We start from the raw sequence: 23,760 nt of genomic DNA, 5'->3' as shown, positions 1-23,760 counted from the left end.
TCCGACCTACCCGACCTACCTGATCTACCCGACCTGCCTTCACCCGGTTTCTCAAGTGCGCCTATTGAGATCATCATCGTCGCCGAGCGAGGAGCGCGAGCCCAGGTCGCCCTGGCTGCTGCCCGTGCCGGCGCGGCTGCCGCTCATGGAGCTGCCGGACATGCTGCCTTCGCTGCCCGATTGCAGGCTGGCGCCGCCGCGCAGGTCGCTGCCCGATGGCATGTGGCTGCCTGCCATGCTGCCGTAGCGCGTGCCGCTGCCGTAGAACGCTTCCATCTGCTGGTTCCAGGCTTCGCTGCCCATGTCGGGCCAGTTGTCCTTGTCGAAGCCGGGAGCGTTTTTCAGCAAGTCTTTGTCCACGTTCAGCAGGAAGCGCTTGTTGACGGTGTCCAGGGTCAGGCGTTCCCAGGGCACGGCAAACAGCTTGTCGCCCATGCCCAGGACGCCGCCGAAGGACAGCACGGCATAGGCGATCTGGCCGGTGCGCATGTCGAGCATGATTTCCTTGATGTCGCCCAGCTCCTCGTCGTTGTGATTGTAGACATCGTCCCCGATCAGGGTATCGGCCCCCATCAGGGCCGGCCCCGGGCCGTCGTGGTTGCGGTACATGCCCAGGATATCGCGGTCCAGATAGCTCATGGTGTTCTCTCCTCGTGTGAAGTGCTGATCGAACATCCAGATTAAGCATACGCACTATGTCGCGTTTGATCTGCCTCAATGGTGCCAGCGGCACTTTTATCCGTGTGCAAACGTACGGTGCTGTCAGCCAATTGCGGTACTCTATGCGTTCCAAGGAGGAGCCGCACATGCTGATGACGCAACGCTGCAGTAGGATGAACTTGCGGTATGCTCCACAACGACACGCGCGCCGCGTGCCATGGTAAAGCCCGCCACCAAATGGCTGCGCGGGCTATTGCGCGCCGGTAAGGCGCAGCAGCGCACGGCGACCCGGCTGGCCAAGGTGCTGTTCGGCCCCGCGCCGGCCAAGCCCACGGCCAAACCCCGCAGCAAGCCCGTGGCCAAGGCCAAGGCCAAAACAATCGCCAAGCCGCGTGCCAGACCGGCTGGCGATGCGACGCCCTCGCTGGCGCCCTTTGCCACGCCCCTGTCGCCGCCGCGCGTGCGCAAGCGAACGGCGCCGCCGCCAGGCAAGTGGCTGGCCGCCCACTATGCGCCGTTGCCGGAACTGGGGCAGTTGCCGGGCCGGCGCCTGCCGTATTTCCTGTACCTGCCCGAGAAGGCGCCGAGCGCCGCCATGCGCAGCCGGGGCCGGCCGCTGCTAGTGATGCTGCACGGCTGCGAGCAGAGCGCCACGCAGTTTGCCGACGGCACGCGCATGAACCGCCTGGCCGAGCGCAAGGGCTACGCCGTGCTGTATCCGCAGCAATCGCTGCGCTCGCATGCGCGCCGCTGCTGGAAGTGGTACGACAAGCTGACGCAGGAGGGCGGCGGCGACGTGCGCCTGATCGTCGGCGCCATCGAGCAGGTAGCGGCCCGCTATGCGATCGACCGCGCGCGCATCTATATCTGCGGCATTTCCGCCGGCGCCGGCATGGCGCATATCGTGGCCTTGAACCATCCCCATCTGTTCGCGGCGCTGGGCCTGCATTCCGGGCCCGTGTTTGGCGCCGGGCATAACCTGATCGGCGCGCTGGGCGTGATGCAGCATGGCGCTAGCGCCCGTGCCGATGCGGCCATCGATGAAGTGTTGGCGCGCCAGCCCGCGTTTCCCCGCCTGCCCACCATCCTGCTGCAAGGGCTGGCCGACAAGGTGGTGCGGCCCATCAACCAGACGCAGCTGGTGCGCCAGAGCGTGCGCGTCAACCGCTTGCCGTCCGATACCGTGGTGACGGCGCAGCGCCTGCCCGGCGGCGCGGCGGGCGGGCGCAATCCGGCCCATGCCTATGCGCTGCACGAGTATCAGGTGGGCAAGGACGTGCTGCTGCGCGTGGCGCAGGTCGAGTACCTCGAGCACGCGTGGAGCGGCGGCGACGCCAGCCTGCCATTCAACGACAAGGCCAAGCCCGACGCCAGCAAGATGCTGCTCGATTTCTTCGCCAGCCACCGCCGCCGGTAAGCGGCAGTGCCTGCCGCGCCGCAACGGTGCGACAGGCACTGGTACGCATCGCTTTTCCCTTCCTCCGCAGGGCCGCTGCCGCGCGCCGGCACGCTGGCCGCGCCTTTTTCAGCGCAGATTCCTCATCCCGCAGCTCCCTGTATTTCACTTAAGTGGTATTGCTTCGGTATTTAAAAAACACAAAAACAGGCGTTAAAAATACGAACTGGTATACAATTGGTACACGTTTTCAGTGTGAAGCCGTGTCCGCCGTCCCATGCCCCGACGGCAGATACGCACTGACGGCAGCCACCCACGTTACGGAACGCGCCATGTCCATCAAGTCCAAGCAGTTGCTGTGGTTTTTTGCGTTTTTCCTCGTCTTTGAGCTGAACATCTATCTGTCGAACGACATGATCATGCCGGCGATGCTGGGCATCGTCGAGGAGTTCCAGGCGGAGAAAAAGTTCGTTCCCCTGTCCCTCAGCCTGTATCTGCTGGGCGGCAGCTCGCTGCAGATTTTCCTCGGGCCCCTGGCCGACTGCATCGGCAAGCGCAAGCTCGTACTCACTGGCAATACCCTGTTCCTGCTGGCGACCTTGGCCGTGCCATTGACGGCCTCGATCGAGCAATTTCTCGCCGTGCGTTTCATCCAGGGCATGGGTTGCTGTTTCATCTTTGTCGGCTATGCCATGATCCATGAACTGTTCGACGACATGGCGGCCGTCAAGCTCAGCAGCATCCTGTCGAGCACCACCATCCTCGCACCGCTGGCCGGCCCCATCCTCGGCAGCGCCATCATCAGCCGGCTGGACTGGCGCTACGTCTTTTTCCTCTCGGGCCTGCTGGCGCTGCTGTCCTTGCTGGGCCTGTTCAAGACCATGCCGCGCACGGCGCCGCCGGTCACGCGCCCGGACCTGGCCGCCATCGTGCGCAGCTATGCGGCCATTTTCAGCAACGGGCGCTTCATGTTCGGCATGTTCACGGCCGGTCTGGCCACTGTGCCCCTGACGGCCTGGATCGGCTTTTCGCCCATCTTCGTGCTGCAGGAAATGGGCGCCTCGTACGCCACGTATATCGCCCTGCAATGCGTGATCTTGTCGGGCTTTGTTCTCAGCAGCATTGCCATCCAGCGCCTGCGCCAGGATTTCCCGCTCGTCTCCCTGCTGCGCCTGGGCGGGCTGATCGCGGCCGCCGGCATGCTGGGCGCCGGCGCGGGCCGCCACCACGTCGGCGTGTTTGCCGCCTGCATGTTTGTCTATTCCATCGGCTTCGGCCTGTTCAACGGCGCGTTGATACGCAGCGCGATCACGGCCAGCAAGGAATCGATGACCTTGACGACGGCGGCCATGAGCTTGCTGTACTGCATTTATCTGTCCGCCTGGCTGCAGCTGTACAACGTGCTGTGCCAGCGCTTCGGCTATGCGCTGGAAACGTATGCGCTGCTCAATATCCCCGTCATCGTGGTCATCACGGCCTGCCTGCTGCTGTTTACGCGGGGCATGGCGGGACGCCGGGAAAGCGGGGTGCGGCTGGCCCGGCACTGATGGCGCAACGATGCGCTTGCTCTCGACCTTGTTTTACCTCCTGCGAAGTTTATTGACACTCTCCTGCGGAAAATGGTGCGCCCATGAAAATAGATGACCTGGCCTCGAAACACGATCAAGCAAAGATTTTCAACCTCGAATACGAGTTTCGCATCCACCGGCTGAAACTCGATTACATCACGCTGGCCGACGTCCGGCCGGCCGGCAGCGACCTGGGGCAACTGGCCGCGGAGCACCAGGCGGGCATCGCGGCCCTGCGCAGCTTCGTCGCCCAGAATTTCAACCATTTAAACGCGGCAAGCTGCTCTTCGCTCAGCTGCATCCCCACGCGCGCGCTCGGCGATGACGAGCGCTACCTGCACCGCATCTGGATGGGCGGACCCTTGCCGGCCATCGCAGCGGAAGCGATCGGGCAGTGGGGCGCGGCGCTGGAAGAAGTGCGGCGCAACGGCGGCGCGCCGTACGTCTCCATCCTGTGGGTGTGGGATGCGCAGCAGCTACGCAATGACGAGCGCTTCAGTCCCACGGGCGGCGCCGGGCGCTACACCATAGGTCGCTACGCCATCGGCGGCACGACCCTGCACATCAACTCGCTGCGCGCGCTGGCGCTCGATTTCGCGCCGGCCCGCTTCGACATCCTCGACACGCTGCATACGCAGCGCTACTTCGCCACCTTGTCCGATTATTTCCGCATCCTCATCATGTGCGAATACGGCGGCCTGTATATGGATGTCGATACGATTCCGCATAATCCGGCGACGATTTTCCTGATGAAGCCGGAAGTGCCCGACTATTTCCAGCGCGGGGAAGGCGAGGGCGAGGAGCGACGGCACGTCAGCTGGATGAATCTGTTTCTCGATGAAACGGGCATGCTGATCGCCAAGAAGAACGATGCGGCGCTGCGCGAGATCCAGCGCAATGTGAACCTTGCCTATGCGGGCATCGCTGCGCAGGTTCCCCGTTCCTGCCCGCAATTCGAGGGGCAGCTGTTTGGCCAGTTCTATGCGGAATGGAAGAAAAACCTGGGCGTGACCGTGCTCAGCCATGCCGAGTTCTACCAGCGCTATTGCGTGCTGTATGACGGCGCGCGCGAAGCGGTGGCGGGCGGTATCCGCGGCATGCGCTTGCTGGACGATATCATTACCGGCATGCACATTCCCCTGAGCGACGAGGAACGGCGCGCGTATGCCCGCTGCGTGGCGCGGCTCGACGAGATCGGCTGGCGGCTCGACGATCCTTTGCGCTTGCCCGACATCGTCGACGTGTTCGACATCGAGGAAGTGCCGCGCATGGCGTATGCGGCCCAGCTGCGGGCCGACATCGAGCATTTTCACTATTATTCGGTGCTGTCGGACGACCCGCAGCTCGACCGCGTGAATAGCGTCTTTTGCCGCTACCTGCTGGCCCACCGTTCGCAGCATATTGCCGCCGGCAATTTTTGGCGTCCCACCGTGGGCCGCCACGGCAGCCGCATGCCGGCCGCCGGCGATGCCGCCCCGCCAAGTGACGAGGCGCAGGCGGACCTGCTGTCGCATGCGCCGCTCACGCTGGTGCCGGGCGAACTGCTGGACGACGAGTCGAAGAACCGCATGGCGAAGCTGCTGTTTGCCACCAGCTACCTGGAATACTGCTCGTTCGGCAATAAACTCAATCTGCAATTCGTCGAATTGCAGCGGCGGCAAAACATCGATCCGTACCTGGCGCACATCCACGGCCTGCATGACGAGGACGGGCGCTTCATCGGCTTCTTCACGGCCGCGACGATGGACGAGTTCCAGGCCTGCGGCGCCGTCTCCTATTACCGCGACGACATGAAGGCGCTCGACGATGCCTATGATGCCTTCGTGCTCGCGCATGCGCGTGCCGACGATTGTTTCGTCAGCAGCCTGGCCATCGACGAGAAATACCGGGGCCAGGGTTTATTCAGGCAAATGTTCCATGAGATCCGCGACCTGGCCAGCCGCAAGGGCTGCGCGCGCGTCGCCCTGACCGTGTGGGAAAAGAGCGAAGCGCTGCAAGTGTATCTGCACAAGGGTTTTCGCAGCGTGGGCACGTTCGACTACGCCTACAGCCTGTTCTATGACCGGCTGCATTTCCTGGTGTATGAAGGCAACTGAGGCGGGAAACTGAAGGGAGCAGGGGCGGCCGGCAGCCGCCCCGTGAAGACTTACAGGGCCAGGAAGGCCAGGCCGGCCACGGCCGTCGGCAGCAGGGCGCCGGCCAGCAGGCCGACGGCGCCGATCGATTCATCCTTGAAGCCGCGGCGCAGCAGGGCCACGCCGGCCGGATTCGGCGCATTGGCGATGACGGTCAGGCCGCCACCGGCCACGGCGCCCGCCATCAGCATGTATTTCGCTTCATCCGTCATGCCGACGATCAGCGAACCGAGGTAAGTGAGGGCCGCATTGTCGGTAATGGCCGTCAAGCCCAGGGCGCCGAAGAACAGGGCCAGCGGTTTCAGGCTCGAAACGATGGGCTGCAGCCACCATTGCTGCATGCCACCCAGTACCACCAGGCCGCCGAGGAAGAAGCCGACCAGCAAGCCTTCCTTGAGGATCAGCGGGCTTTGATAGCGTTCGTACGCCTGCACGAAGCCGAGGAAGAACAGGAACAGGCCGATGAACAGCACGGGATGGTGCGCCAGTGTCACCACGCCGGCCAGTACGATCATGTGCACGAGGCTGACGGCCAGCGGCACTTTTGGCGCTTCCACCTCGCCGGCCTTCGGCTTGATGTCGGAAGTGTTGCTGTGCAGATATTTGCGCAGCAATATGCTTACGCCCGTGGCGTTGATCAGCACGGCGATGGCGGCTTTCCAGCCGAAGTGGCTGGCCATGTAGGCGCTGTCCCAGTTCCACGTGGTGGCCACCATCAGCACGGGCGGCGCCGCGTACGAGGTGAGGGTGCCGCCGATGGAAACGTTGACGAACAGCACGCCCAGCGCGCCATATTTCAGCCATTCGGGGATGCCCGGGCGGAAGATTTGCGGCGCCAGCATCAGCGCTGCCAGGGTCATGGCGGCCGGTTCCGTGATCAATGAACCCGTCAGGGGCACGAGCGCCAGTCCCAGCCAGACGAGGGCCAGTTCCGTGCGCAGCGGCATGACGCGCGCCACGCCTTTCAACAGGCGCTGCACGGCGTCGAGCACGGGGCGTGAGGCGGCCACGACCATGACGACAAAGACGAACAGCGGCTCCGTGTAATGGCGCGACTCGGCATACTCGATGGCCGCATCGCTGCCCGAGACAAAGGCCATGATGATGATCAGGATGAAGGCCCAGAAGCCGAACACGACTTCCACTTCGCCCAGCAAGTGCAGCAAGCCCGCATGGCGGGGATGGCGCCGCGACAAGGTTTCAAACGACTTGGCGGCAAAAGTGTGGATGAGCGCGAGGCCGAAGACGATGGCGCTGATGATTTGGATGGTGGTCAAATGCGTTTCCTTATGGACGGAGGAAGCCGCCCGGTGCATTGCCGAGCGGTAAGGAGAGTGCTTATGGTACAGCAATCGATACCAAAAACGGGGTTTTTCGGACATGGCGGAGCGGCCCCGGCGCCAGCGGCAGTGAGATAAACCTTGCCAAAAGCGGGCCTGGATAGTACTGTATATGCATACAGTATTTATCTATCTAGCCAATGATGCAACATTCTCAATTGATGGCCTCGCCGGAAGCCTTGCACCCGTCTTTATGGCGTGCATCGCAGCTGGGGCAGGGCGCCACGCGCTGCCTGGACACGGGTTTTGCCGCCCTGTCCGCGCAGTTGCCCGGTGGCGGCTGGCCCAGCGGCAGCCTGATCGACCTGCTGGTGCAGCAGCCGGGCAGCGGCGAATTGCGGCTGCTGGCGCCCGCGCTGGCGCAACTGCAGGGCTTGCCCATCGTGCTGCTGCAGCCGCCCCATCCGCCGCAAGCGCTGGCCCTGGCCGCGCAGGGGCTGGCGCCGTCGCAGCTGCTGTGGCTTAAAAGCGCCGGCAGCAAGGATGCCTTGTGGGCGGCGGAAAACATCTTGCGCAGCGGTACGTGCGGCGCCTTGCTGTTCTGGCAGCAGCACGTGCGCGCCGACAGCCTGCGCCGTCTGCACCTGGCCGCGCAAAGCGGCAACACCCTGTTCTGCATGCTGCGCCCCCTGCACGGCGCGCAGGATGCGTCGCCGGCGCCGCTGCGCCTGTCCGTGCGCCCGGCCGCCGGCGGTATCGACATCGGTTTCATCAAGCGCCGGGGACCGCAGCGCGACGCGCCCCTGTTCCTGCCCCTGCAACCACCTTCTTTATTGCTGCGTCATGCGACTCTGGATCGGCCTGTGCCTGCCCCGGCTCCCGCTCGAAGTATTTTGCCCGCGCTGGTCGGCTGACCACCTGAGCGTGGTGCTGGAGCAGGAGCAAGTGATGGCCGTGTCGCCGCTGGCGCTGGCGGCCGGCATCCGGCCGGGCATGCGCCGCGCGGGCGCGCTGATGCTGGCGCCGCAGGCGCGCCTGCACGAGCGCTCTCCTGAACTGGAAGCGCAAGCCCTGCAAGCGGTGGCGCTGGCGCTGCTGCAATATTCGCCGCTGGTGGCGCTGGGCGAGGAAGCGACCCTGCTGGTCGATGCGGGCGCCAGCCTGCGCCTGTTCGGCGGCGTGCGCGCCCTGTGCCGGCACATCGCGGCCAGCTTGCGCGCACTCGGCTACACGGCCCAGCTGTCGTGCGCGCCCACGGCGCGCGGCGCCTGGCTGCTGGCGCGCGCCGGTACGCGCCAGGGCCGCGTGCTGGGCATGGCCAGTCTCGTGCGCCGCCTCGACCGCTTGCCGTGCGCCTTGCTGCCGCCCGCGCGCCCCTGGCTCGACTGGTTCGAGGGCATCGGCTGCCGCACCCTGGGGCAGCTGCGCCACTTGCCCCGGCCCGGCTTGCAGCGCCGCTGCGGCGGGGCCTTGCTCGACATGCTCGACGATGCGCATGGCCACAGCACGGAACTGTTCGTGTGGCTGGAAGCGCCGCCCACGTTCCGCGCCAGCCTGGAACTGTTCGACCGCGTGGAGCACGCCGACGCGCTGCTGTTCGGCGCGCGCCGCCTGCTGCAGCAAATGACGGGCTGGCTGTGCGCGCGGCAATTTGCCGTCGAGCGCATCCAGCTGTTGCTGGCGCACGAGCGGGGCAGGGTGGCGCGCGCGCCCACCATCATCGACCTGGCGCTGGGCGAGGCCGTGTGGCGCGACGAGCATCTGGTGCGCCTGCTCAAGGAGCGCCTGGCCCAGCTGACGCTGGACGCCCCCGTGATCGGCCTGACCCTGGAAGCGCTGCAGGTGCAGCCGATGGCGCCGCCCAGCGACAGCCTGTTCCCCGAGCCGGGCGGCACGCCGCAGGAGCGCCAGCGCTTGCTGGAATTGCTGGTGGCGCGCCTGGGGAGCGACAATGTCTTGCAGGCAGCACCACGCGCCGATTACCGTCCCGAAGCGGCCAACCAGTGGCTGCCGCTGCCGACCAAGCCTGGCGCCAGGAACGCCCAGCCGGACTTGCCGCCCGGCTTGGCCGGCATGCCCCGTCCCGGCTGGCTGCTGGCCCAGCCCATCGCCCTGCTGATGCGCGAGCACCGGCCATTCTATGGCTCGCCCTTGAAAATGGTGTCCGTTGCCGAACGCATAGAGGCGGGCTGGTGGGGCCAGTCGCAAGCGCGCGATTATTTCATCGCCGAAGGCCTTGACCATGCTCATTACTGGGTCTACCGCGAGCGCATCGCCGGCAGCGGAGAAGACGCCGCGCCGCGCTGGTTTTTGCATGGTTTGTTTGGCTGAATGCGCTGTCCTGCTGAAACTGCCGTGCTTGGCTATACTGGCTTCCCGGCGCCGCATCTTAATTGAAACGAAGGATATCCATGACACAGCTTTCCGACTTCCCCATCACCCAAAAATGGCCTGCCCTGCATCCCGAACGCTTGCAGCTGTATTCGCTGCCGACGCCGAACGGCATCAAGGTTTCGATTTTGCTGGAAGAGCTGGGCCTGGCGTACGAGCCGCACCTGGTCAGCTTCGAGCAGAACGACCAGACATCGCCCGAGTTCCTGTCCCTCAATCCCAACAACAAGATTCCCGCCATCCTCGACCCGAACGGTCCCGACGGCAAGCCGCTGGCCCTGTTCGAGTCAGGCGCCATCCTGCTGTACCTGGCCGAAAAGACGGGCAAGTTCATTCCGCAGGACGCGGGCCTGCGCTATGAAACCATCCAGTGGCTGATGTTCCAGATGGGCGGTATCGGCCCCATGTTCGGCCAGGTGGGCTTCTTCCATAAATTTGCCGGCAAGGATTACGAGGACAAGCGTCCGCTGGAACGCTACATCGGCGAGGCCAAGCGCCTGCTGGGCGTGCTCGAGCAGCGCCTGCAGGGCCGCGACTGGATCATGGGTAGCCAGTACACGATTGCCGACATCGCCATCTTCCCGTGGGTGCGCTGCCTGGTGGGTTTCTATGGCGCAGGCGACCTTGTCGGTTTTGAAAATTTCCCGAACGTGCAGCGCGTGCTCGATGCGTTCCTGGCCAGGCCAGCCGTTGCCAAAGGCGTCAATATTCCGAAGAGGGATTAACGCAGGCAGTGGCCGGGCGGCGCTACAATGCGCCATCGGCCGCGCTGCGCGGCAGCTTTGATACGAGACAATGAAATCGACCAGGCAAGATTTTCCCGGCGCGCACGGCCATGTGCTGGCGGCGCGGCTCGATGCGCCCGACGGCGCCATCCGTGCCCACGCGCTGTTCGCCCACTGTTTTACTTGCGGCAAGGACGTGCTGGCCGCGCGGCGCATCGCGCAAGGCTTGACGGAGCACGGCATCGCCGTGCTGCGCTTCGACTTCACGGGGCTGGGCGCCAGCGAGGGCGAGTTCGCCGCCACGAATTTCTCGTCGAACGTGGCCGACCTGGTCGCCGCCGCCGACTTTTTGCGGGCCAGGCACGCCGCGCCGCAATTGCTGATCGGCCACAGCCTGGGCGGTGCCGCCGTGCTGGCCGCCGCGTCGCAAGTGCCGGAAGCGACGGCCGTGGTGACCCTGGCCGCACCGGGCACGCCCGCCTACGTGACGCGCATGTTTGGCGACCACCTCGAGAAAATCGCCACCGAGGGCGAAGCGCTGGTGCAGCTGGAAGGGCGGCCCTTCCGCATCCGCCAGCAATTCGTCGATGACGCGGGCAGCCACAGCTTAAAAGAGCACATCGCCGGCCTGCGCCGCGCCCTGCTGGTGATGCACGCGCCGAACGACACGACGGTGAGCCTGTCGAATGCGATGGATATCTTTACGGCGGCCAAGCACCCGAAAAGCTTCGTTTCGCTCGACGACGCCGACCATCTGTTGACGGGGCGCGATGACGCGGCCTACGTCGCCAACGTCATCGCCGCGTGGAGCGCGCGCTATATCAGCTAAGTCACTAAGCGGCCGCCCATGAAAAACGCCGCGGCAGCAGAAGCTGGCGCGGCGCAGATGGGGGAGAAAACGGATCAGTCTTCGTCAAACTCGGCCGAAAGATCTTTCCAGCCCTTGCTCACGGCAAAGGCCGAGAATTCCTCGGGCGCTTCCAGAACGATCAGTTTCTTGTCTTGCAAGCCCAGGTCGCCATGGCCGAAGTCGGGGCCCACGTAGCCGAGGCTGCGCAGGCGGGCCAGGATGTGGCCGACCAGGGTCTTGTCCTTGTAGGCGCCCGCTTCGAGCGGGGCGGCGAAATCGACGTAGACGTCGATGATGCCGTAGCCTTCGTCGAAGATGCGGATGGCCTTGATGTCGTGGGCACGGCCGGAGCCGTCGGTGGCCTTGAAGGGGCCGCTGAGCTGGATGTCGGTGTCATTGTTCATGTCGCCAGCATACACCAAAAGCCGGCCGCGCATAGGGGCGGTCATGCAAAATCCCCCTGGGCTGGCCATGTAAAAATTTCTTACAAATTGAGCGGTCTCTGGGGCGTTTTTCGCCAATTTCAAGGCCTTGAAAGGGGCTGGAGAGGCCGTATATCGGTAACAAGCGGATGCTCACGGTGAGGTCCGCCCCTCTTATCGCTTCATTTGAAAAGGATATTTATCATGCGTACTTTTGACCTTGCTCCCCTCTACCGTTCCGCCATTGGCTTCGACCGCCTGGCACAGCTGCTCAACGAACAACGCGCCGATGCGCAACCGAGCTATCCGCCGTACAACATCGAACTGGTGTCGGAAGACAAGTACCGCATCGTGATGGCACTGGCCGGCTTCTCGCGTGAAGAGATCGACATCATCACCGAACGCGACTCCCTGCACGTCACTGGCCGCAAGCAGAAAGATGGCGTCGAACGCACGTTCTTGCACCGCGGCATCGCTGCCCGCGATTTCGAACAGCGTTTCCAGCTGGCCAACCACGTGAAGGTCACGGGCGCCACGTTTGAAAACGGCATGCTGACCATCGACCTGGTGCGTGAAGTGCCGGAAGCGCTGAAACCGCGCAAGATCGAGATCGGCACCAGCACTGGCGCCACCGTCAGCACCCTGGAACAGCGTCAGGCAGCTTGATCTGAGGTGAGCTGACCTCGGCGTCCCTTCGGGCGCCTTGGCGGCCGGGAGGGTTTTCTCCTTCCCCATGCAGTAAAATACTGGCCGGTTGATCCGGCCAGTGTCACGTCTGGAGCCCGTTCGGGCCCTTCATTGAGCGCCATGCAAGGTGCGTGCGGCAGGCCAGATTAAGCCATGCTTAAAGGCGCAAATGCCTGTTTCCAAATGGAAAAATGTTAAGCACCGCCTAAGACTCGTGGCCCACTATTGCATACATCAAAATCTCATTGAATGAGGAGCAATTCATGGAACAGCAAACGAATACCGCATCCCTGAAAATCAAACGCACCGTAGCCGCGCTGGCCGCGATCGGTGTGCTGGGTGCCGGTGGCGCCATGGTGGTGCATCAGAACAATGCCGGCGCGAACGCCGCCGCTGGCTCGCCCGCCGCCCCTGTGGCCGCCGCCGTGGCGCCCGCCGCCAGCGCGCCGCTGGTGGCCTTGCCCGACTTTAGCCAGATCGCCGCGCGCAACAGCCCTGCCGTCGTCAATATCAGCGTCACGGGCAGCACCAAGGTGGCCTACGACCCATCGGCCCAGGCCGGCAATGACGACTTCGGCAACGACCCCTTCTTCGAATTCTTCCGCCGCTTCCAGGGGCCGCAAGGCGGGCAACGCGGTGGCCGCGACGTGCCCACGCACGGCCTCGGTTCCGGCTTCATCGTCAGCCCGGACGGCGTCATCATGACGAACGCCCACGTGGTGCGCGATGCGCGCGAAGTGACCGTCAAGCTCAACGACCGTCGCGAATTCCGCGCCAAGGTGCTGGGCACGGATCCGAAGACCGATATCGCCGTGCTGAAAATCGACGCCAACAACCTGCCCGTCGTGCCGCTCGGCCATTCGAGCGACCTGAAAGTGGGCGAGTGGGTGCTGGCCATCGGTTCCCCTTATGGCTTCGACAGCACGGTGACGGCCGGCGTGGTCAGCGCCAAGGGCCGTTCCCTGCCGGACGACAGCAACGTGCCCTTCATCCAGACGGACGTGGCGGTGAACCCCGGCAACTCGGGCGGCCCCCTGTTCAATACGCGTGGCGAAGTGGTCGGCATCAATTCGCAGATCTACAGCCAGACGGGCGGCTTCCAGGGCCTGTCGTTCGCCATCCCCATCGACCTGGCCGGCCGCATCAAGGACCAGATCGTTGCCACGGGCAAGGCCAGCCACGCCAAGCTGGGCGTGACGGTGCAGGAAGTGAACCAGGGCTTTGCCGATTCGTTCAAGCTGGCCACGCCGGAAGGCGCGCTGGTGGCCAACGTGGAGCGGGGCAGCCCGGCCGACAAGGCGGGCCTGAAATCGGGCGACGTGGTGCGCAAGGTGAATGGCCAGCGCATCATCGGCTCGGCCGACTTGCCGGCGCTGGTGGGTACGTCCTTGCCAGGTGACAAGATCACCATGGATGTCTGGCGTGACGGCAAGATCGTGAGCCTGACGGCAACACTGGGCAATGCGGCCGACAAGGTGGCCGAAGTGGCGAAGAGCGACAGCGCCGCCGGCAAGGTAAAGCTGGGTCTGGCCCTGCGTCCGTTACAATCGGATGAAAAACGCGAGGCGGGCATCAGCGCCGGCCTGCTGGTGGAAGATGCGGGCGGCGCTGCCGCGAATGCCGGAGTGCAGCCGGGCGACGTGCTATTGTCGGTCAATGGCCGCCCCGTCAACACGGTCGAGCAGGTGCGCGACGTGGTGGAAAAATCCGCCAAATCGGTCGCCTTGCTGATACAGCGGGGACCCGACAAGATTTTTATTCCCGTGCGTTTAGGTTAATTAATGAGTACCGGGGGCAGTCACTTCGTGATCGGAATGTGTCCCATTGGGGCACATTCCCCCGTCGGGGTGAAAGCAAGCATAACAAGATAGAGAGGCAAGCCATGCGCTTATTGCTGGTAGAAGACGATACGATGATCGGCGAGGTGGTGCTCGATTTGCTGCGCGCCGAGCATTACGCGGTGGACTGGGTCAAGGATGGCGACATGGCCGATACGGCCCTGCAGACGCAGACCTATGATTTGGTGCTGCTGGACCTGGGCTTGCCGCGCAAGGATGGCCTCGACGTGCTGCGCTCGATGCGCTTGCGCAAGCTCGACACGCCCGTGCTGGTGGCCACGGCGCGCGACGCCATCGAGCAGCGCATCGCCGGCCTCGACGCGGGCGCCGACGATTACGTGCTCAAACCGTATGACCTCGACGAACTGCTGGCGCGCATCCGCGCCCTGTTGCGGCGCGCCTCGGGGCGGCCGGAACCAGTCTTCGAACACCAGGGCGTCTCCATCAATCCGCTGACACGCGAAGTGATCGCCGAAGGCCATCCCGTCAACCTGTCGGCGCGCGAATGGGCCGTGCTGGAAGCCTTGATCGCGCGTCCCGGCATCGTGCTGTCGCGCGCGCAGCTGGAAGAAAAACTGTACAGCTGGAAGGATGAAGTCAACAGCAATGCCGTGGAAGTGTATATCCACGGCTTGCGCAAGAAACTGGGCAGCGACTTGATCCAGAACGTGCGCGGTCTCGGCTACATGGTGCCCAAGGCATGAGGATGAAGGTCACGGTGACGCACTCGCTGCGCGGCCGCCTGCTGTGGTTTTTGCTGGCGGCCATCATCATGGCGGCCCTGGCGCAGGCATCGATCGCCTACCGCAGCGCCCTGTACGACGCCGACCAGATATTCGACTATCACATGCAGCAGATGGCCCTGTCGCTGCGCTCCGGCGCGCCGCTGGCCAACCATGCGCAAGCCTTGCCGGCCGACCCCGTCAACAACGACATGGTGGTGCAGGTGTGGACGCCGGACGGCGTGCAGGTGTTCCGTTCGATCACGCGCGCGGAACTGCCGCAGCGCGCCGTGCTGGGCTTTTCCAACGTGAAGGCCAACGGCACCACTTACCGCATCTTCTCCGTGCAAACCAGTTCCCAGACCGTGCAGATCGCCCAGGACATGGCCGTGCGCAAGCGCATGGCCGGCAGCCTGGCGCTGCGCACGGTCGGTCCCATCGCGCTGATGGCGCCGATATTGATGCTCGTCGTGTGGTGGGTCGTCAGCGGTTCGCTGGCGCCCGTCTCGCGCGTGCGCAAGCAGGTGGCGGCGCGCCAGGCGGACGATCTGTCGCCCGTTTCGGAAGCGGGCTTGCCCGACGAAGTGCGCCCCCTCGTGCATGAGCTGAACCTGCTGTTCGGCCGCGTGAAAACGGCATTCGACGCGCAGCAGCATTTCGTCGCCGATGCCGCGCATGAATTGCGTACGCCGCTGGCGGCATTGAAGCTGCAGGTATTGAGCCTGGAGCGGGCCGAATCGCAGGAAAAGCGCAGCCTGGCCATTTCGCGCGTGAGCGCCGGCATCGAACGGGCCACGCGCCTGGTCGAGCAGTTGCTGGTGCTGGCGCGCCAGGAAGCGAGCGCCGCCAGCGGCGACCAGTTGCAGGCGGTGGACTTGAACGACGTCGTCAAGCGCGCGCTGGGCGACATGGCCGGCATCGCGCAGGCGCGCAAGATCGACCTGGGCCTGCATCACATGGACGCGGCCAAGGTGGCGGGCCAGGCCGACGCGCTCAACATCATGCTGCGCAACCTGGTCGACAACGCCATCAAATACACGCCGCAGGGCGGCACGGTCGACATCGACCTGCGCGCCAGCCCCGTCGGCGTGACCTTGTCGGTGGAGGACAGCGGCCCCGGCATCCCGCCCGAGGAACGCGAACGCGTCTTCAGCCGCTTCTACCGCGTGCCCGGCACGGACGCCAACGGCAGCGGCCTGGGCCTGGCCATCATCAAGGCCATTGCCGAGCGTCACGGCGCGCGCCTGGTGCTGGACAAATCCGAGCGTCTGGGCGGCCTGTGCGTGCGTGTGGAATTCCCGCAAGCCGTGAAAAAATAATGTTTTGATCATGATCTTTGGCATGTTGCATTGACGCGCGCGCCGCTGGCATATATTGTCTGCGCAATAAGCAATCAAGCAAACGGAGCGCAGCATGCAGAAGATCGGCTTTTCAGGAACCCTCGACCCCATCACCAACGGCCATATGTGGGTGATCGGCGAAGCGCGTTCGCTCGCCGACGAGGTGATCGTCTTCCTGTCGCAAAACCCCGCCAAGCGCCCCCAATTTCCCGCCGAAGACCGCAAGCGTATCATCGAACAGAGCGCGCGCGAGTGCGGCTGGGACAATGTGCAGGTGGTCATCGTCAAGGGCGACTACACGGCGCGCGCGGCGAAAAAGCACGGCTGCGACTACCTGATACGCGGCATCCGCACGACGGCCGATTTCGACTATGAAAACCTGATCCAGCAAACCAATGTGGATGTGCTGCAGGGCGCCAAGACCATCTTCGTGATGCCGCCGCGCGACCTCGGCTCCGTCAGTTCCAGCTTCGTCAAGGCGCTGGAAGGGCCCGTCGGCTGGAACTGGACCATGAAGAAATTCGTCCCCGGCCCGGCCTACCAGGCGTGGATACTCGACTGTCTGCGCAAGGAGTGGGAAGCGCTGTGGAATTATGCCACCGCGTCGCAGGCCGACATCGCGCTGGCGGATCACTGGTTCGCCCACCTGACGGGACCGCAGGCGTATGGCGGCGCGGATCGCCACTATCACAACCTCGACCACCTGGTGCACGGCCTGTCCGAGATCCGCGTGTGGGCCGACAATACCTTTGCACCCAAGCGCGACAGCGCGCTGGTCAAGAAAGCGTTCTGGTTCCACGACGCCGTCTACAGCCACGACGACGATGCCCTGTATTCGAGCGAAGAGGCGAGCGCCCAGCTGTGGCTGGCCAGCGGCCTTGATGCGGGCGACAACCTCGATGTGGCGCAATTGATACGCGCCACGGACCATTTCCAGGGACCCGGCATCAGCCACGCGCTGAAGGACGCCATGCTCAGCGCCGACCTGGCCATCCTGGGGCAGGATGAAGAGGTGTATCAAGCCTACACGCAAGCCATCGGAAGAGAATACGCGCACGTGGACCCCGTGCGCTTCAACCAGCAGCGGGGCCTGGCCCTGCAGCATTTGTGCGGCAAGGCGCAGGCGGGCCAGCTGTTTGGCGATGCGTATTTCGCCGACCAGTATAACGAGCGGGCGATAGACAACATGCGCAAAGAGATCGCGGCGCTGGCGGGGAATTGAGCTTAACGGTGGCTGGCTGCTGCATGCAGCAGTGCATCCTCGAGCCGGTCATTGCCCCAGAATAATTCCCCAGCGCTGACGAAGCTGGGGGCGCCGAACAGGTTCAGCGCTTGTGCCTGCTCGGTCTGGTGGCGCAGCCGCAGCTTGTTATCTTGTGTCAAAGCCAGCGCCAGCACGGCGCGCGCATCGAGGCCCAGCTCCTCCAAGGCTTCGCTGACGGCCTCGATGTTGTCGATATCGCGGTCCGCGGCAAAATTCATCGCCATCATGCGGCGCGCAAAGGACGCAATCCAGCCCTGGTCCGCGCCGATCAAGGCGACACGCATGGGCAACAGGGCCGTGCGGGGAAAGGAACTCGGCTGCTGCCATGGCAACGCGTACTTTTCGCATTGGCGCGCCATGTCGCGCCACGTGTAGTCGCCCTTGAGTTTTTGCAAGATGAAGGGCGATGTCTGCCAGCCCAACGCCTTGAAGACGACGCCCAGCAGGAAGGGTTTCCAGATCACGTGCACCTTCTTTTCACGCGCCAGCGCTTCGATGCGCATGGCGCTCAGGTAGCTGTAGTTGCTGCCGAAATCGAACCAGAATTCCAGTGTGGCCATGGCATCGCTTCCAGGTGGTGATGCTAGCGGGCCGCCGCCTTGGCGCGCGCCGCGTGCAGTTTCTTGAAGCTGTCGATCAGGCGCTGGTGCCTGTCGAGGCCTTCCAGCTGCATGCTGGTCGGGGTCAGGCCGAAGAAGCGCACGCTGCCGTCCACCGAGCCCAGCACTGCATCCATCCGTTCGTTGCCAAACATGCGGCGGAAATTGACGACGTAATCGTCCAGTTCCAGCGCGTCGTCGAGCTCCACTTCCAGCACCACGTTCATGGCCTGGTAAAACAGTTTGCGCTCGAGCGTGTTGTCGTTGTACTGCAGGAAGGTTTCCACCAGTTCCTTCGCCTCCTCGAACTGCTGCAGGGCGAGATGGATCAGCAGCTTCAATTCCAAGGTCGTCAACTGGCCCCAGACCGTGTTTTCGTCAAATTCGATGCCGATCAGGGTGGCAATGTCGCCGTACTCGTCGAGCTCGCTGTTTTCCAGGCGATCGAGCAAGTCTTCCAGGCCGGCATCGTCCAGCTTATGCAGGTTCAGGATATCGGCGCGGAACAGCAGCGCCTTGTTGGTGTTGTCCCAGATCAGATCTTCGACCGGATACACCTCGGAATAACCGGGCACGAGGATGCGGCAGGCCGTGGCGCCCAGCTGGTCGTACTCGGCCGTGTACACTTCCTTGCCCATGCCGGCGAGGATGCCGAACAGGGTCGCCGCTTCCTCGGCATTCGAGTTTTCGCCGTGGCCGGAAAAATCCCACTCGACAAAATCGTAGTCGGCTTTCGCGCTGAAGAAGCGCCACGAGACGATGCCGCTCGAATCGATGAAGTGTTCGACGAAGTTGTTCGGTTCGGTGACGGCTTCGCTGGCAAACGTCGGCTGCGGCAAGTCGTTGAGGCCTTCAAAGCTGCGGCCCTGCAGCAATTCCGTCAGGCTGCGCTCGAGCGCCACTTCCAGGCTCGGGTGCGCGCCGAACGAGGCGAACACGCCGCCCGTGCGCGGGTTCATCAGGGTGACGCACATCACCGGGTACACGCCGCCCAGCGACGCATCCTTGACCAGCACGGGGAAGCCTTGCTCTTCCAGGCCGGCGATGCCGGCCACGATGCCCGGGTATTTCGCCAGCACTTCCTGCGGCACGTCGGGCAGGGCGATTTCGCCTTCGAGGATTTCGCGCTTGACGGCCCGCTCAAAAATTTCCGACAGACATTGCACCTGCGCTTCGACCAGGGTATTGCCGGCGCTCATGCCATTGCTGACGTACAGGTTTTCGATCAGGTTCGACGGGAAATACACGATCTCGCCATCGGAGTGGCGCACATACGGCAGCGAGCAGATGCCGCGCTCGGCATTGCCGGAGTTGGTGTCGATCAGGTGCGAGCCGCGCAGTTCGCCATCGGGGTTGTAGATGTCCAGGCAATACTCATCGAGAATTTCCTTCGGCAACGCATCCTTGCGCCCCGGCTTGAACCAGCGCTCGTTCGGGTAGTGGACGAATGGCGCGTTGGCGATGTCCTCGCCCCAGAACGACCCGGCGTAGAAATGGTTGTTGCTGAGGCGCTCGATGTACTCGCCCAGGGCCGACGCCAGCGCGCTTTCCTTGGTCGCACCCTTGCCGTTGGTGAAACACATGGGCGAATGCGCATCGCGGATATGCAGCGACCACACGTTCGGAATGATGTTGCGCCACGAGGCGATTTCAATCTTGATGCCCAGGCCCGCCAGCAGGCCCGACATATTGGCGATGGTTTGTTCCAGCGGCAAATCCTTGCCCACGATATAGGTATTCGCGCCAGGGGCCGGATTCAGGGCCAGCAAGGCCTGGGCATCGGCGTCCAGGTTCTCGACTTCTTCGATCACGAACTCGGGGCCCGTTTGCACCACTTTTTTCACCGTGCAACGGTCGATCGAGCGCAGGATGCCCTGGCGGTCCTTGGCCGAGATATCGGCCGGCAACTCGACCTGGATCTTGAAAATCTGCTGGTAACGGTTTTCCGGATCGACAATATTGTTTTGCGACAGGCGGATGTTCTCAGTGGAAATATTGCGTGTATCGCAATACAACTTCACGAAATAGGCCGCGCACAGGGCCGACGATGCCAAAAAGTAATCGAACGGGCCAGGCGCCGAGCCATCGCCCTTGTAGCGGATGGGCTGGTCGGCGATGACCGTAAAATCGTCGAACTTGGCTTCGAGACGCAGCTTGTCGAGAAAGTTGACTTTAATTTCCATGAGGTAATCCAATACAGTGCTTATGAGTTAGGCGCTATTATCCGTGCTTTCCGCCGCAGGGCAAAGATTGTTCATGACGGCCGTGCTGGCCGGGAGCCGCAGGGCAATGAAACGGACTGATAAATGTGCGAGGTGATCTGACGACATGCGTATAACATTGATGCGTCACGGCGAGCCGCAACTCGCCAAGGGTGGCTGGATAGCGCCCATGCAAATGGCACAGTGGATTGATCTCTACAATCAATCGCTGATCAAGGAAGGCGGCATCCCTGCGGAGTGCCCCGTGGCAGCGTTTTCCGCGTCGACCATCGTGGCCAGTACGGCGCCCAGGGCATGCTCGACGGCCAGGGCGCTGGGCGATTTCCCCTTCACACAAGAGGCGATTTTCACGGAAGCGGAGCTTCCCTTTGCCCTCTGGAAAGCGCCCTGGCTGCCGCCTCCAGCCTGGGCAGCGATTTTTCGCCTGCTCTGGCTTTGCGGTTATGCGCGCGGCTCGGACTCGCTGACGATCACCCGGCAGCGTGCCAGGGCTGCCGCCGGGCGGCTTGTTGCGCTGGCCGCCAAGGGGCCTGTGCTGCTGGTCGGGCATGGCATCATGAATCGTTTGATCGGCAAGGAACTGCAGGCATTGGGTTGGCTTGCCCGCAACAGGCAAGGCAGCCGCTACTGGAGCATGGGTGTGTATGAGCTGTGAGAACTTGTGGGCGTGGATCGATACAATAGATGGTGATGTGATCGAAACGCTGGGACCGTCCCGTTGCGAAGGTCAGCGTCATCCATAAAGAAGGCCGTGCCGATGCAAATTTCCATGAATGATGTGATCGCTGAGCAAGAAGTGATAGCCCTCTACAAGGCCAATCACTGGTCGTCCGCGGAAAAACCCAGGGAGTTGATGGCCGCGCTGCGCAATTCCCACAGCCTGGTGACGGCCCGTGCCGATGGCAAATTGATTGGCATCGGCAATGCCATTTCCGATGGCCATCTGGTTGTCTACTTTCCGCATATGCTTGTCGATCCCATGGCGCAAGGCCAGGGCGTCGGCAGAAAGATGATGGCGGCCATGTTGGAAAGATACGCGGGGTTTCACCAGCAAATGCTGACGGCGGACGGCAGGGCCATCGCGTTCTACGAATCCATGGGATTTGTTCGCGCCGGGAAAACAGAGCCCATGTGGATCTATGCGGGCGAGGAGCATTGAATGGTGATGCCGACATAAAAACAGCGGCTGCCCATGCTGGCGCAGCCGCTGTTTTTTCAGGCGGACACGGTGATCAGAACTTCACCCACAGCCGTCCGAAATACGAGGCGCCGTTCAGGCCGAACTGCACGCTGTCGTATTTGAAGCCGTTGTCCGTTTCATCCGCGTTTTGCGTGGTCGGCTTGACGTTGAAGATGTTGTTGCCGCCAAAGGTCAGCTTGGTATTTTTGTTGATGCTGTAGGTAAAGCTCAAGTCGGCCGAGGTCTTGGCCGCGTAATGGGCGTTGGGTACGCCGGCGGCCGTGCCGCTGAAGGTACCCAGGGTTTGCGGGCCAAAGTAGATGATGCGCAAGTCCGATTCCAGCTTGCCCGTGACGTAGTCGAAGCCCAGGGTGGCTTTCGAACGGGGGCCGCCCTGTTCGATGAACAGGCGTTCGCGCTCGGACAACAGGACATCCTCGAAGCCCGTCAGCGAGGCGGGCGTCTTGACTTTCGTCACTTCCGTCTTGCTCAAGTTCAAGGCCAGGAAGGTGGTCAGGCGGTTGCCTGCCAGTTCGCCCTTGTGCGACGCCGTCAGGTCCAGGCCGCGCGTGCGCGTGTCGATGGAGTTGACGAAGAATTGCGCCTCGCCCACGCCCAGCAGGGCCAGGCGCGCGGCCAGGTCAGGGTAATTGTCGGCATTGAAGCGGCCCGACAGCACGATGCGGTCCTTGATCTTGATGTTGTACAAGTCGGCCGTCACGGAAATGGCTTGCGTGGGCGTCCAGGTGGTGCCCAAGGTAAAACTGGTGGATTTTTCCTCTTTCAGCTTGGGAATGCCGGCCGCGTTGGCGACGGTGCCGCCGTTCGGCGCCAGCACCACGTCGGTGGGCACGCCGCCGATGAAGTCGGTAAAGGTGGACGAGAAATATACTTGCTGCAACGATGGCGCGCGGAAACCCGTGCTGGCCGAGCCGCGCAGCAGCACGTTCGGCGCCACTTTATAGCTGGCGGCCAGCTTGCCCGTCACGGTGGAGCCGAAGTCGCTGAATTTTTCATAGCGCAGGGCGGCCTGGGTTTTCAGGCGTTCCGTCCAGTCCAGTTCCACGTCGCCATACGCGGCGATGCTGTGGCGCCGGGCCTTGGTGGCGTCGCCGGGCTGGAAGCCGGGAAAGCCCTGGCTGCCCGCATTGCCGCCCACGCCCACGCCGTCGGCGTCGATGTAGGAAGCCGCTTCACCGGCCATGATCTTGTATTCCTCGCTGCGGTATTCGGCGCCGAAAGCGACGTTCATGCCGCTCATTACCGTGTCGTAGTAGCGGCTGAAGTCGGCGTTGCTGGTCAGCTGCTGGAACGAAAAGCCGCCCGCGTCAAAGTTGCTGGCGCTGATGCCCTTGCCGCCGTTCATCAGATCGCGGTTGGCGATCGAGGCATTCAGGGTATGGCTGATGTCGTAGCGCATCTTGTTGTAGCCATAGGTTTGCGAGAAATCCGCATGCCATTCGCCGATCTGGCTGCGGTGGCCAATGGTGGCGTACTGGTCGTCGATCTTGCCGTTAATGAAAGGCACGAAACCGTCCGGGTACATGGCCGCCGAATTGCGCGACGGAATGTCGTCGCTGCCGATGCCGCCCCGGCCAAACGCGGCGCTCGAGGCGTCGCGCGTCTGCGTGCCGGCCGTGAAGTACAGCTTGCCCGTGCCGCTGGTGGCGTAGTCGCCATTGACGTACAGGGTTTTGTTCTTGGACTTGGTGTCGCCGATGATGCGCATGCTGTCGGAATCGGCGCGGTTCGAGCGGCCCCGGTCCAGGTATTCGCCCGTGATGGCGAGCGTGCCCTTGTCGCCCAGCGCGATGCCGCAGTAGGCGGAGGTCATGTAATTCTTGCCGTCGCCTGCGGAATACTGGCTGTAGCCGGCCACCGCTTCGCAACCCAGGTTTTTCTTCAGTTCGATGTCGATCACGCCGGCAATGGCGTCCGAGCCGTACTGGGCGGCGGCACCATCGCGCAGCACTTGCACGTTCTTGATCGCCAACAAGGGAATCGCATTCATGTCCGTGCCCGTATTGCCGCGGTTGCGCGCGCCGAACAGGTTGACGAGCGCCGTCGTGTGGCGCCGCTTGCCATTGACCAGTACGAGGGTCTGGTCGGAGCCGAGGCCGCGCAGGGCGGCCGAATCGATCAGGTCGGCCCCGTCGGCGCCCGTCTGGCGCGTGGAATTGAACGAAGGCGAGATGTATTGCAACGATTGCGCCAGGTCGAATTGGCCGCCTTGCTCGGCTACCTTGGAAATGGGAATGATATCGACCGGCACCATGGTATCGGTGGCGGAACTGGCGACCCGGCGCGAGCCGACCACGCTGACCGTTTGCACGGGCCCTTCCGTGGCCGCAGGATCGTTGCTCTGCGCCATGGCGGCGGGACTGAAGGCGGCCAGGGCGGCGCTGCCGTACAGGCTGATGAGGACTGCTTTACGCAAGGTGGTGAGGGTCGGCACGCAGTATCTCCAAGTGGTATTGTGAC

At 63.4% G+C, this 23,760-nt stretch carries 20 protein-coding genes; 14 read left to right on the top strand and 6 right to left on the bottom strand.

What is annotated here, in order from left to right; genetic code table 11:
- Window positions 1–51: 51 nt before the first annotated feature.
- On the bottom strand, window positions 52–639 hold the full coding sequence (locus BLU39_RS05775; RefSeq protein ID WP_092710857.1) for a PRC-barrel domain-containing protein: 588 nt from the start codon (window positions 637–639) through the stop codon (window positions 52–54).
- Window positions 640–877: 238 nt separating this feature from the next.
- On the opposite strand from BLU39_RS05775, the gene BLU39_RS05770 reads away from it, so the two are divergent.
- The 3 genes from BLU39_RS05770 (at window position 878) to BLU39_RS05760 (ending at window position 5,720) form a co-directional block, all read left to right on the top strand.
- Window positions 878–2,077 carry an extracellular catalytic domain type 1 short-chain-length polyhydroxyalkanoate depolymerase gene (locus BLU39_RS05770; protein WP_092710854.1) on the top strand — a complete coding sequence of 400 codons (1,200 nt, stop codon included), beginning with the start codon at window positions 878–880 and terminating at the stop codon, window positions 2,075–2,077.
- Window positions 2,078–2,388: 311 nt separating this feature from the next.
- On the top strand, window positions 2,389–3,603 hold the full coding sequence (locus BLU39_RS05765; protein WP_092710851.1) for an MFS transporter: 1,215 nt from the start codon (window positions 2,389–2,391) through the stop codon (window positions 3,601–3,603).
- Window positions 3,604–3,686: 83 nt separating this feature from the next.
- Window positions 3,687–5,720 carry a GNAT family N-acetyltransferase gene (locus BLU39_RS05760; protein ID WP_092710848.1) on the top strand — a complete coding sequence of 678 codons (2,034 nt, stop codon included), beginning with the start codon at window positions 3,687–3,689 and terminating at the stop codon, window positions 5,718–5,720.
- 50 nt (window positions 5,721–5,770) lie between these two features.
- Here BLU39_RS05760 and BLU39_RS05755 read toward each other — a convergent pair whose 3' ends face one another.
- On the bottom strand, window positions 5,771–7,036 hold the full coding sequence (locus tag BLU39_RS05755) for a putative Na+/H+ antiporter (RefSeq protein WP_092710845.1): 1,266 nt from the start codon (window positions 7,034–7,036) through the stop codon (window positions 5,771–5,773).
- 206 nt (window positions 7,037–7,242) lie between these two features.
- On the opposite strand from BLU39_RS05755, the gene imuA reads away from it, so the two are divergent.
- The 4 genes from imuA (at window position 7,243) to BLU39_RS05735 (ending at window position 10,984) form a co-directional block, all read left to right on the top strand.
- The gene (gene imuA / locus BLU39_RS05750; protein WP_092711324.1) at window positions 7,243–7,953 is read left to right on the top strand and encodes a translesion DNA synthesis-associated protein ImuA; all 711 of its coding nucleotides are present in this window, start codon (window positions 7,243–7,245) and stop codon (window positions 7,951–7,953) included.
- Complete coding sequence (locus BLU39_RS05745) at window positions 7,883–9,370, top strand: Y-family DNA polymerase (protein WP_092710842.1); 1,488 nt, start codon at window positions 7,883–7,885, stop codon at window positions 9,368–9,370. Before imuA ends, BLU39_RS05745 begins: the two co-directional genes overlap by 71 nt.
- 80 nt (window positions 9,371–9,450) lie before the next feature.
- On the top strand, window positions 9,451–10,155 hold the full coding sequence (locus tag BLU39_RS05740; RefSeq protein WP_092710838.1) for a glutathione S-transferase N-terminal domain-containing protein: 705 nt from the start codon (window positions 9,451–9,453) through the stop codon (window positions 10,153–10,155).
- 70 nt (window positions 10,156–10,225) lie between these two features.
- Entirely contained in the window at window positions 10,226–10,984 is a 759-nt protein-coding gene (locus BLU39_RS05735; RefSeq protein ID WP_092710835.1) for an alpha/beta hydrolase family protein, read from the top strand.
- Window positions 10,985–11,058: 74 nt separating this feature from the next.
- Here the strand turns inward: BLU39_RS05735 and BLU39_RS05730 are convergent, their stop codons facing one another.
- Window positions 11,059–11,409 carry a hypothetical protein gene (locus BLU39_RS05730; RefSeq protein WP_034783462.1) on the bottom strand — a complete coding sequence of 117 codons (351 nt, stop codon included), beginning with the start codon at window positions 11,407–11,409 and terminating at the stop codon, window positions 11,059–11,061.
- Between the two features lie 222 nt (window positions 11,410–11,631).
- Here BLU39_RS05730 and BLU39_RS05725 point away from each other — a divergent pair, with 222 nt between their 5' ends.
- The 5 genes from BLU39_RS05725 (at window position 11,632) to coaD (ending at window position 17,236) form a co-directional block, all read left to right on the top strand.
- On the top strand, window positions 11,632–12,093 hold the full coding sequence (locus tag BLU39_RS05725) for an Hsp20 family protein (protein ID WP_092710832.1): 462 nt from the start codon (window positions 11,632–11,634) through the stop codon (window positions 12,091–12,093).
- Window positions 12,094–12,377: 284 nt separating this feature from the next.
- The gene (locus BLU39_RS05720) at window positions 12,378–13,892 is read left to right on the top strand and encodes a Do family serine endopeptidase (RefSeq protein ID WP_092711321.1); all 1,515 of its coding nucleotides are present in this window, start codon (window positions 12,378–12,380) and stop codon (window positions 13,890–13,892) included.
- A 104-nt stretch (window positions 13,893–13,996) separates the two neighbouring features.
- The gene (locus BLU39_RS05715) at window positions 13,997–14,656 is read left to right on the top strand and encodes a response regulator (RefSeq protein ID WP_034750756.1); all 660 of its coding nucleotides are present in this window, start codon (window positions 13,997–13,999) and stop codon (window positions 14,654–14,656) included.
- Window positions 14,657–14,658: 2 nt separating this feature from the next.
- Complete coding sequence (locus BLU39_RS05710; protein ID WP_034750754.1) at window positions 14,659–15,993, top strand: ATP-binding protein; 1,335 nt, start codon at window positions 14,659–14,661, stop codon at window positions 15,991–15,993.
- A 94-nt stretch (window positions 15,994–16,087) separates the two neighbouring features.
- Window positions 16,088–17,236 (top strand): pantetheine-phosphate adenylyltransferase, encoded by a 1,149-nt coding sequence (gene coaD, locus BLU39_RS05705; RefSeq protein WP_092710829.1) that lies wholly within the window; start codon window positions 16,088–16,090, stop codon window positions 17,234–17,236.
- A 2-nt stretch (window positions 17,237–17,238) separates the two neighbouring features.
- Here coaD and BLU39_RS05700 read toward each other — a convergent pair whose 3' ends face one another.
- Together BLU39_RS05700 and BLU39_RS05695 are read right to left on the bottom strand one after the other, a co-directional pair.
- Window positions 17,239–17,838, bottom strand: coding sequence for a 2-hydroxychromene-2-carboxylate isomerase (locus BLU39_RS05700; protein WP_092710826.1), 600 nt, complete (start codon window positions 17,836–17,838; stop codon window positions 17,239–17,241).
- 23 nt (window positions 17,839–17,861) lie between these two features.
- Window positions 17,862–20,060 (bottom strand): OsmC domain/YcaO domain-containing protein, encoded by a 2,199-nt coding sequence (locus tag BLU39_RS05695; protein WP_092710823.1) that lies wholly within the window; start codon window positions 20,058–20,060, stop codon window positions 17,862–17,864.
- Window positions 20,061–20,205: 145 nt separating this feature from the next.
- Here BLU39_RS05695 and BLU39_RS05690 point away from each other — a divergent pair, with 145 nt between their 5' ends.
- On the top strand, window positions 20,206–20,754 hold the full coding sequence (locus BLU39_RS05690; RefSeq protein ID WP_092710820.1) for a histidine phosphatase family protein: 549 nt from the start codon (window positions 20,206–20,208) through the stop codon (window positions 20,752–20,754).
- Window positions 20,755–20,868: 114 nt separating this feature from the next.
- Window positions 20,869–21,258, top strand: coding sequence for a GNAT family N-acetyltransferase (locus BLU39_RS05685; RefSeq protein WP_217635051.1), 390 nt, complete (start codon window positions 20,869–20,871; stop codon window positions 21,256–21,258).
- Between the two features lie 73 nt (window positions 21,259–21,331).
- Here the strand turns inward: BLU39_RS05685 and BLU39_RS05680 are convergent, their stop codons facing one another.
- Entirely contained in the window at window positions 21,332–23,734 is a 2,403-nt protein-coding gene (locus BLU39_RS05680) for a TonB-dependent receptor plug domain-containing protein (protein ID WP_092710814.1), read from the bottom strand.
- Window positions 23,735–23,760: the final 26 nt, after the last annotated feature.

Source organism: Janthinobacterium sp. OK676 (assembly GCF_900103595.1).
Lineage (GTDB): Bacteria > Pseudomonadota > Gammaproteobacteria > Burkholderiales > Burkholderiaceae_D > Janthinobacterium.
This window is presented reverse-complemented; position numbering and strand designations above follow the sequence as displayed.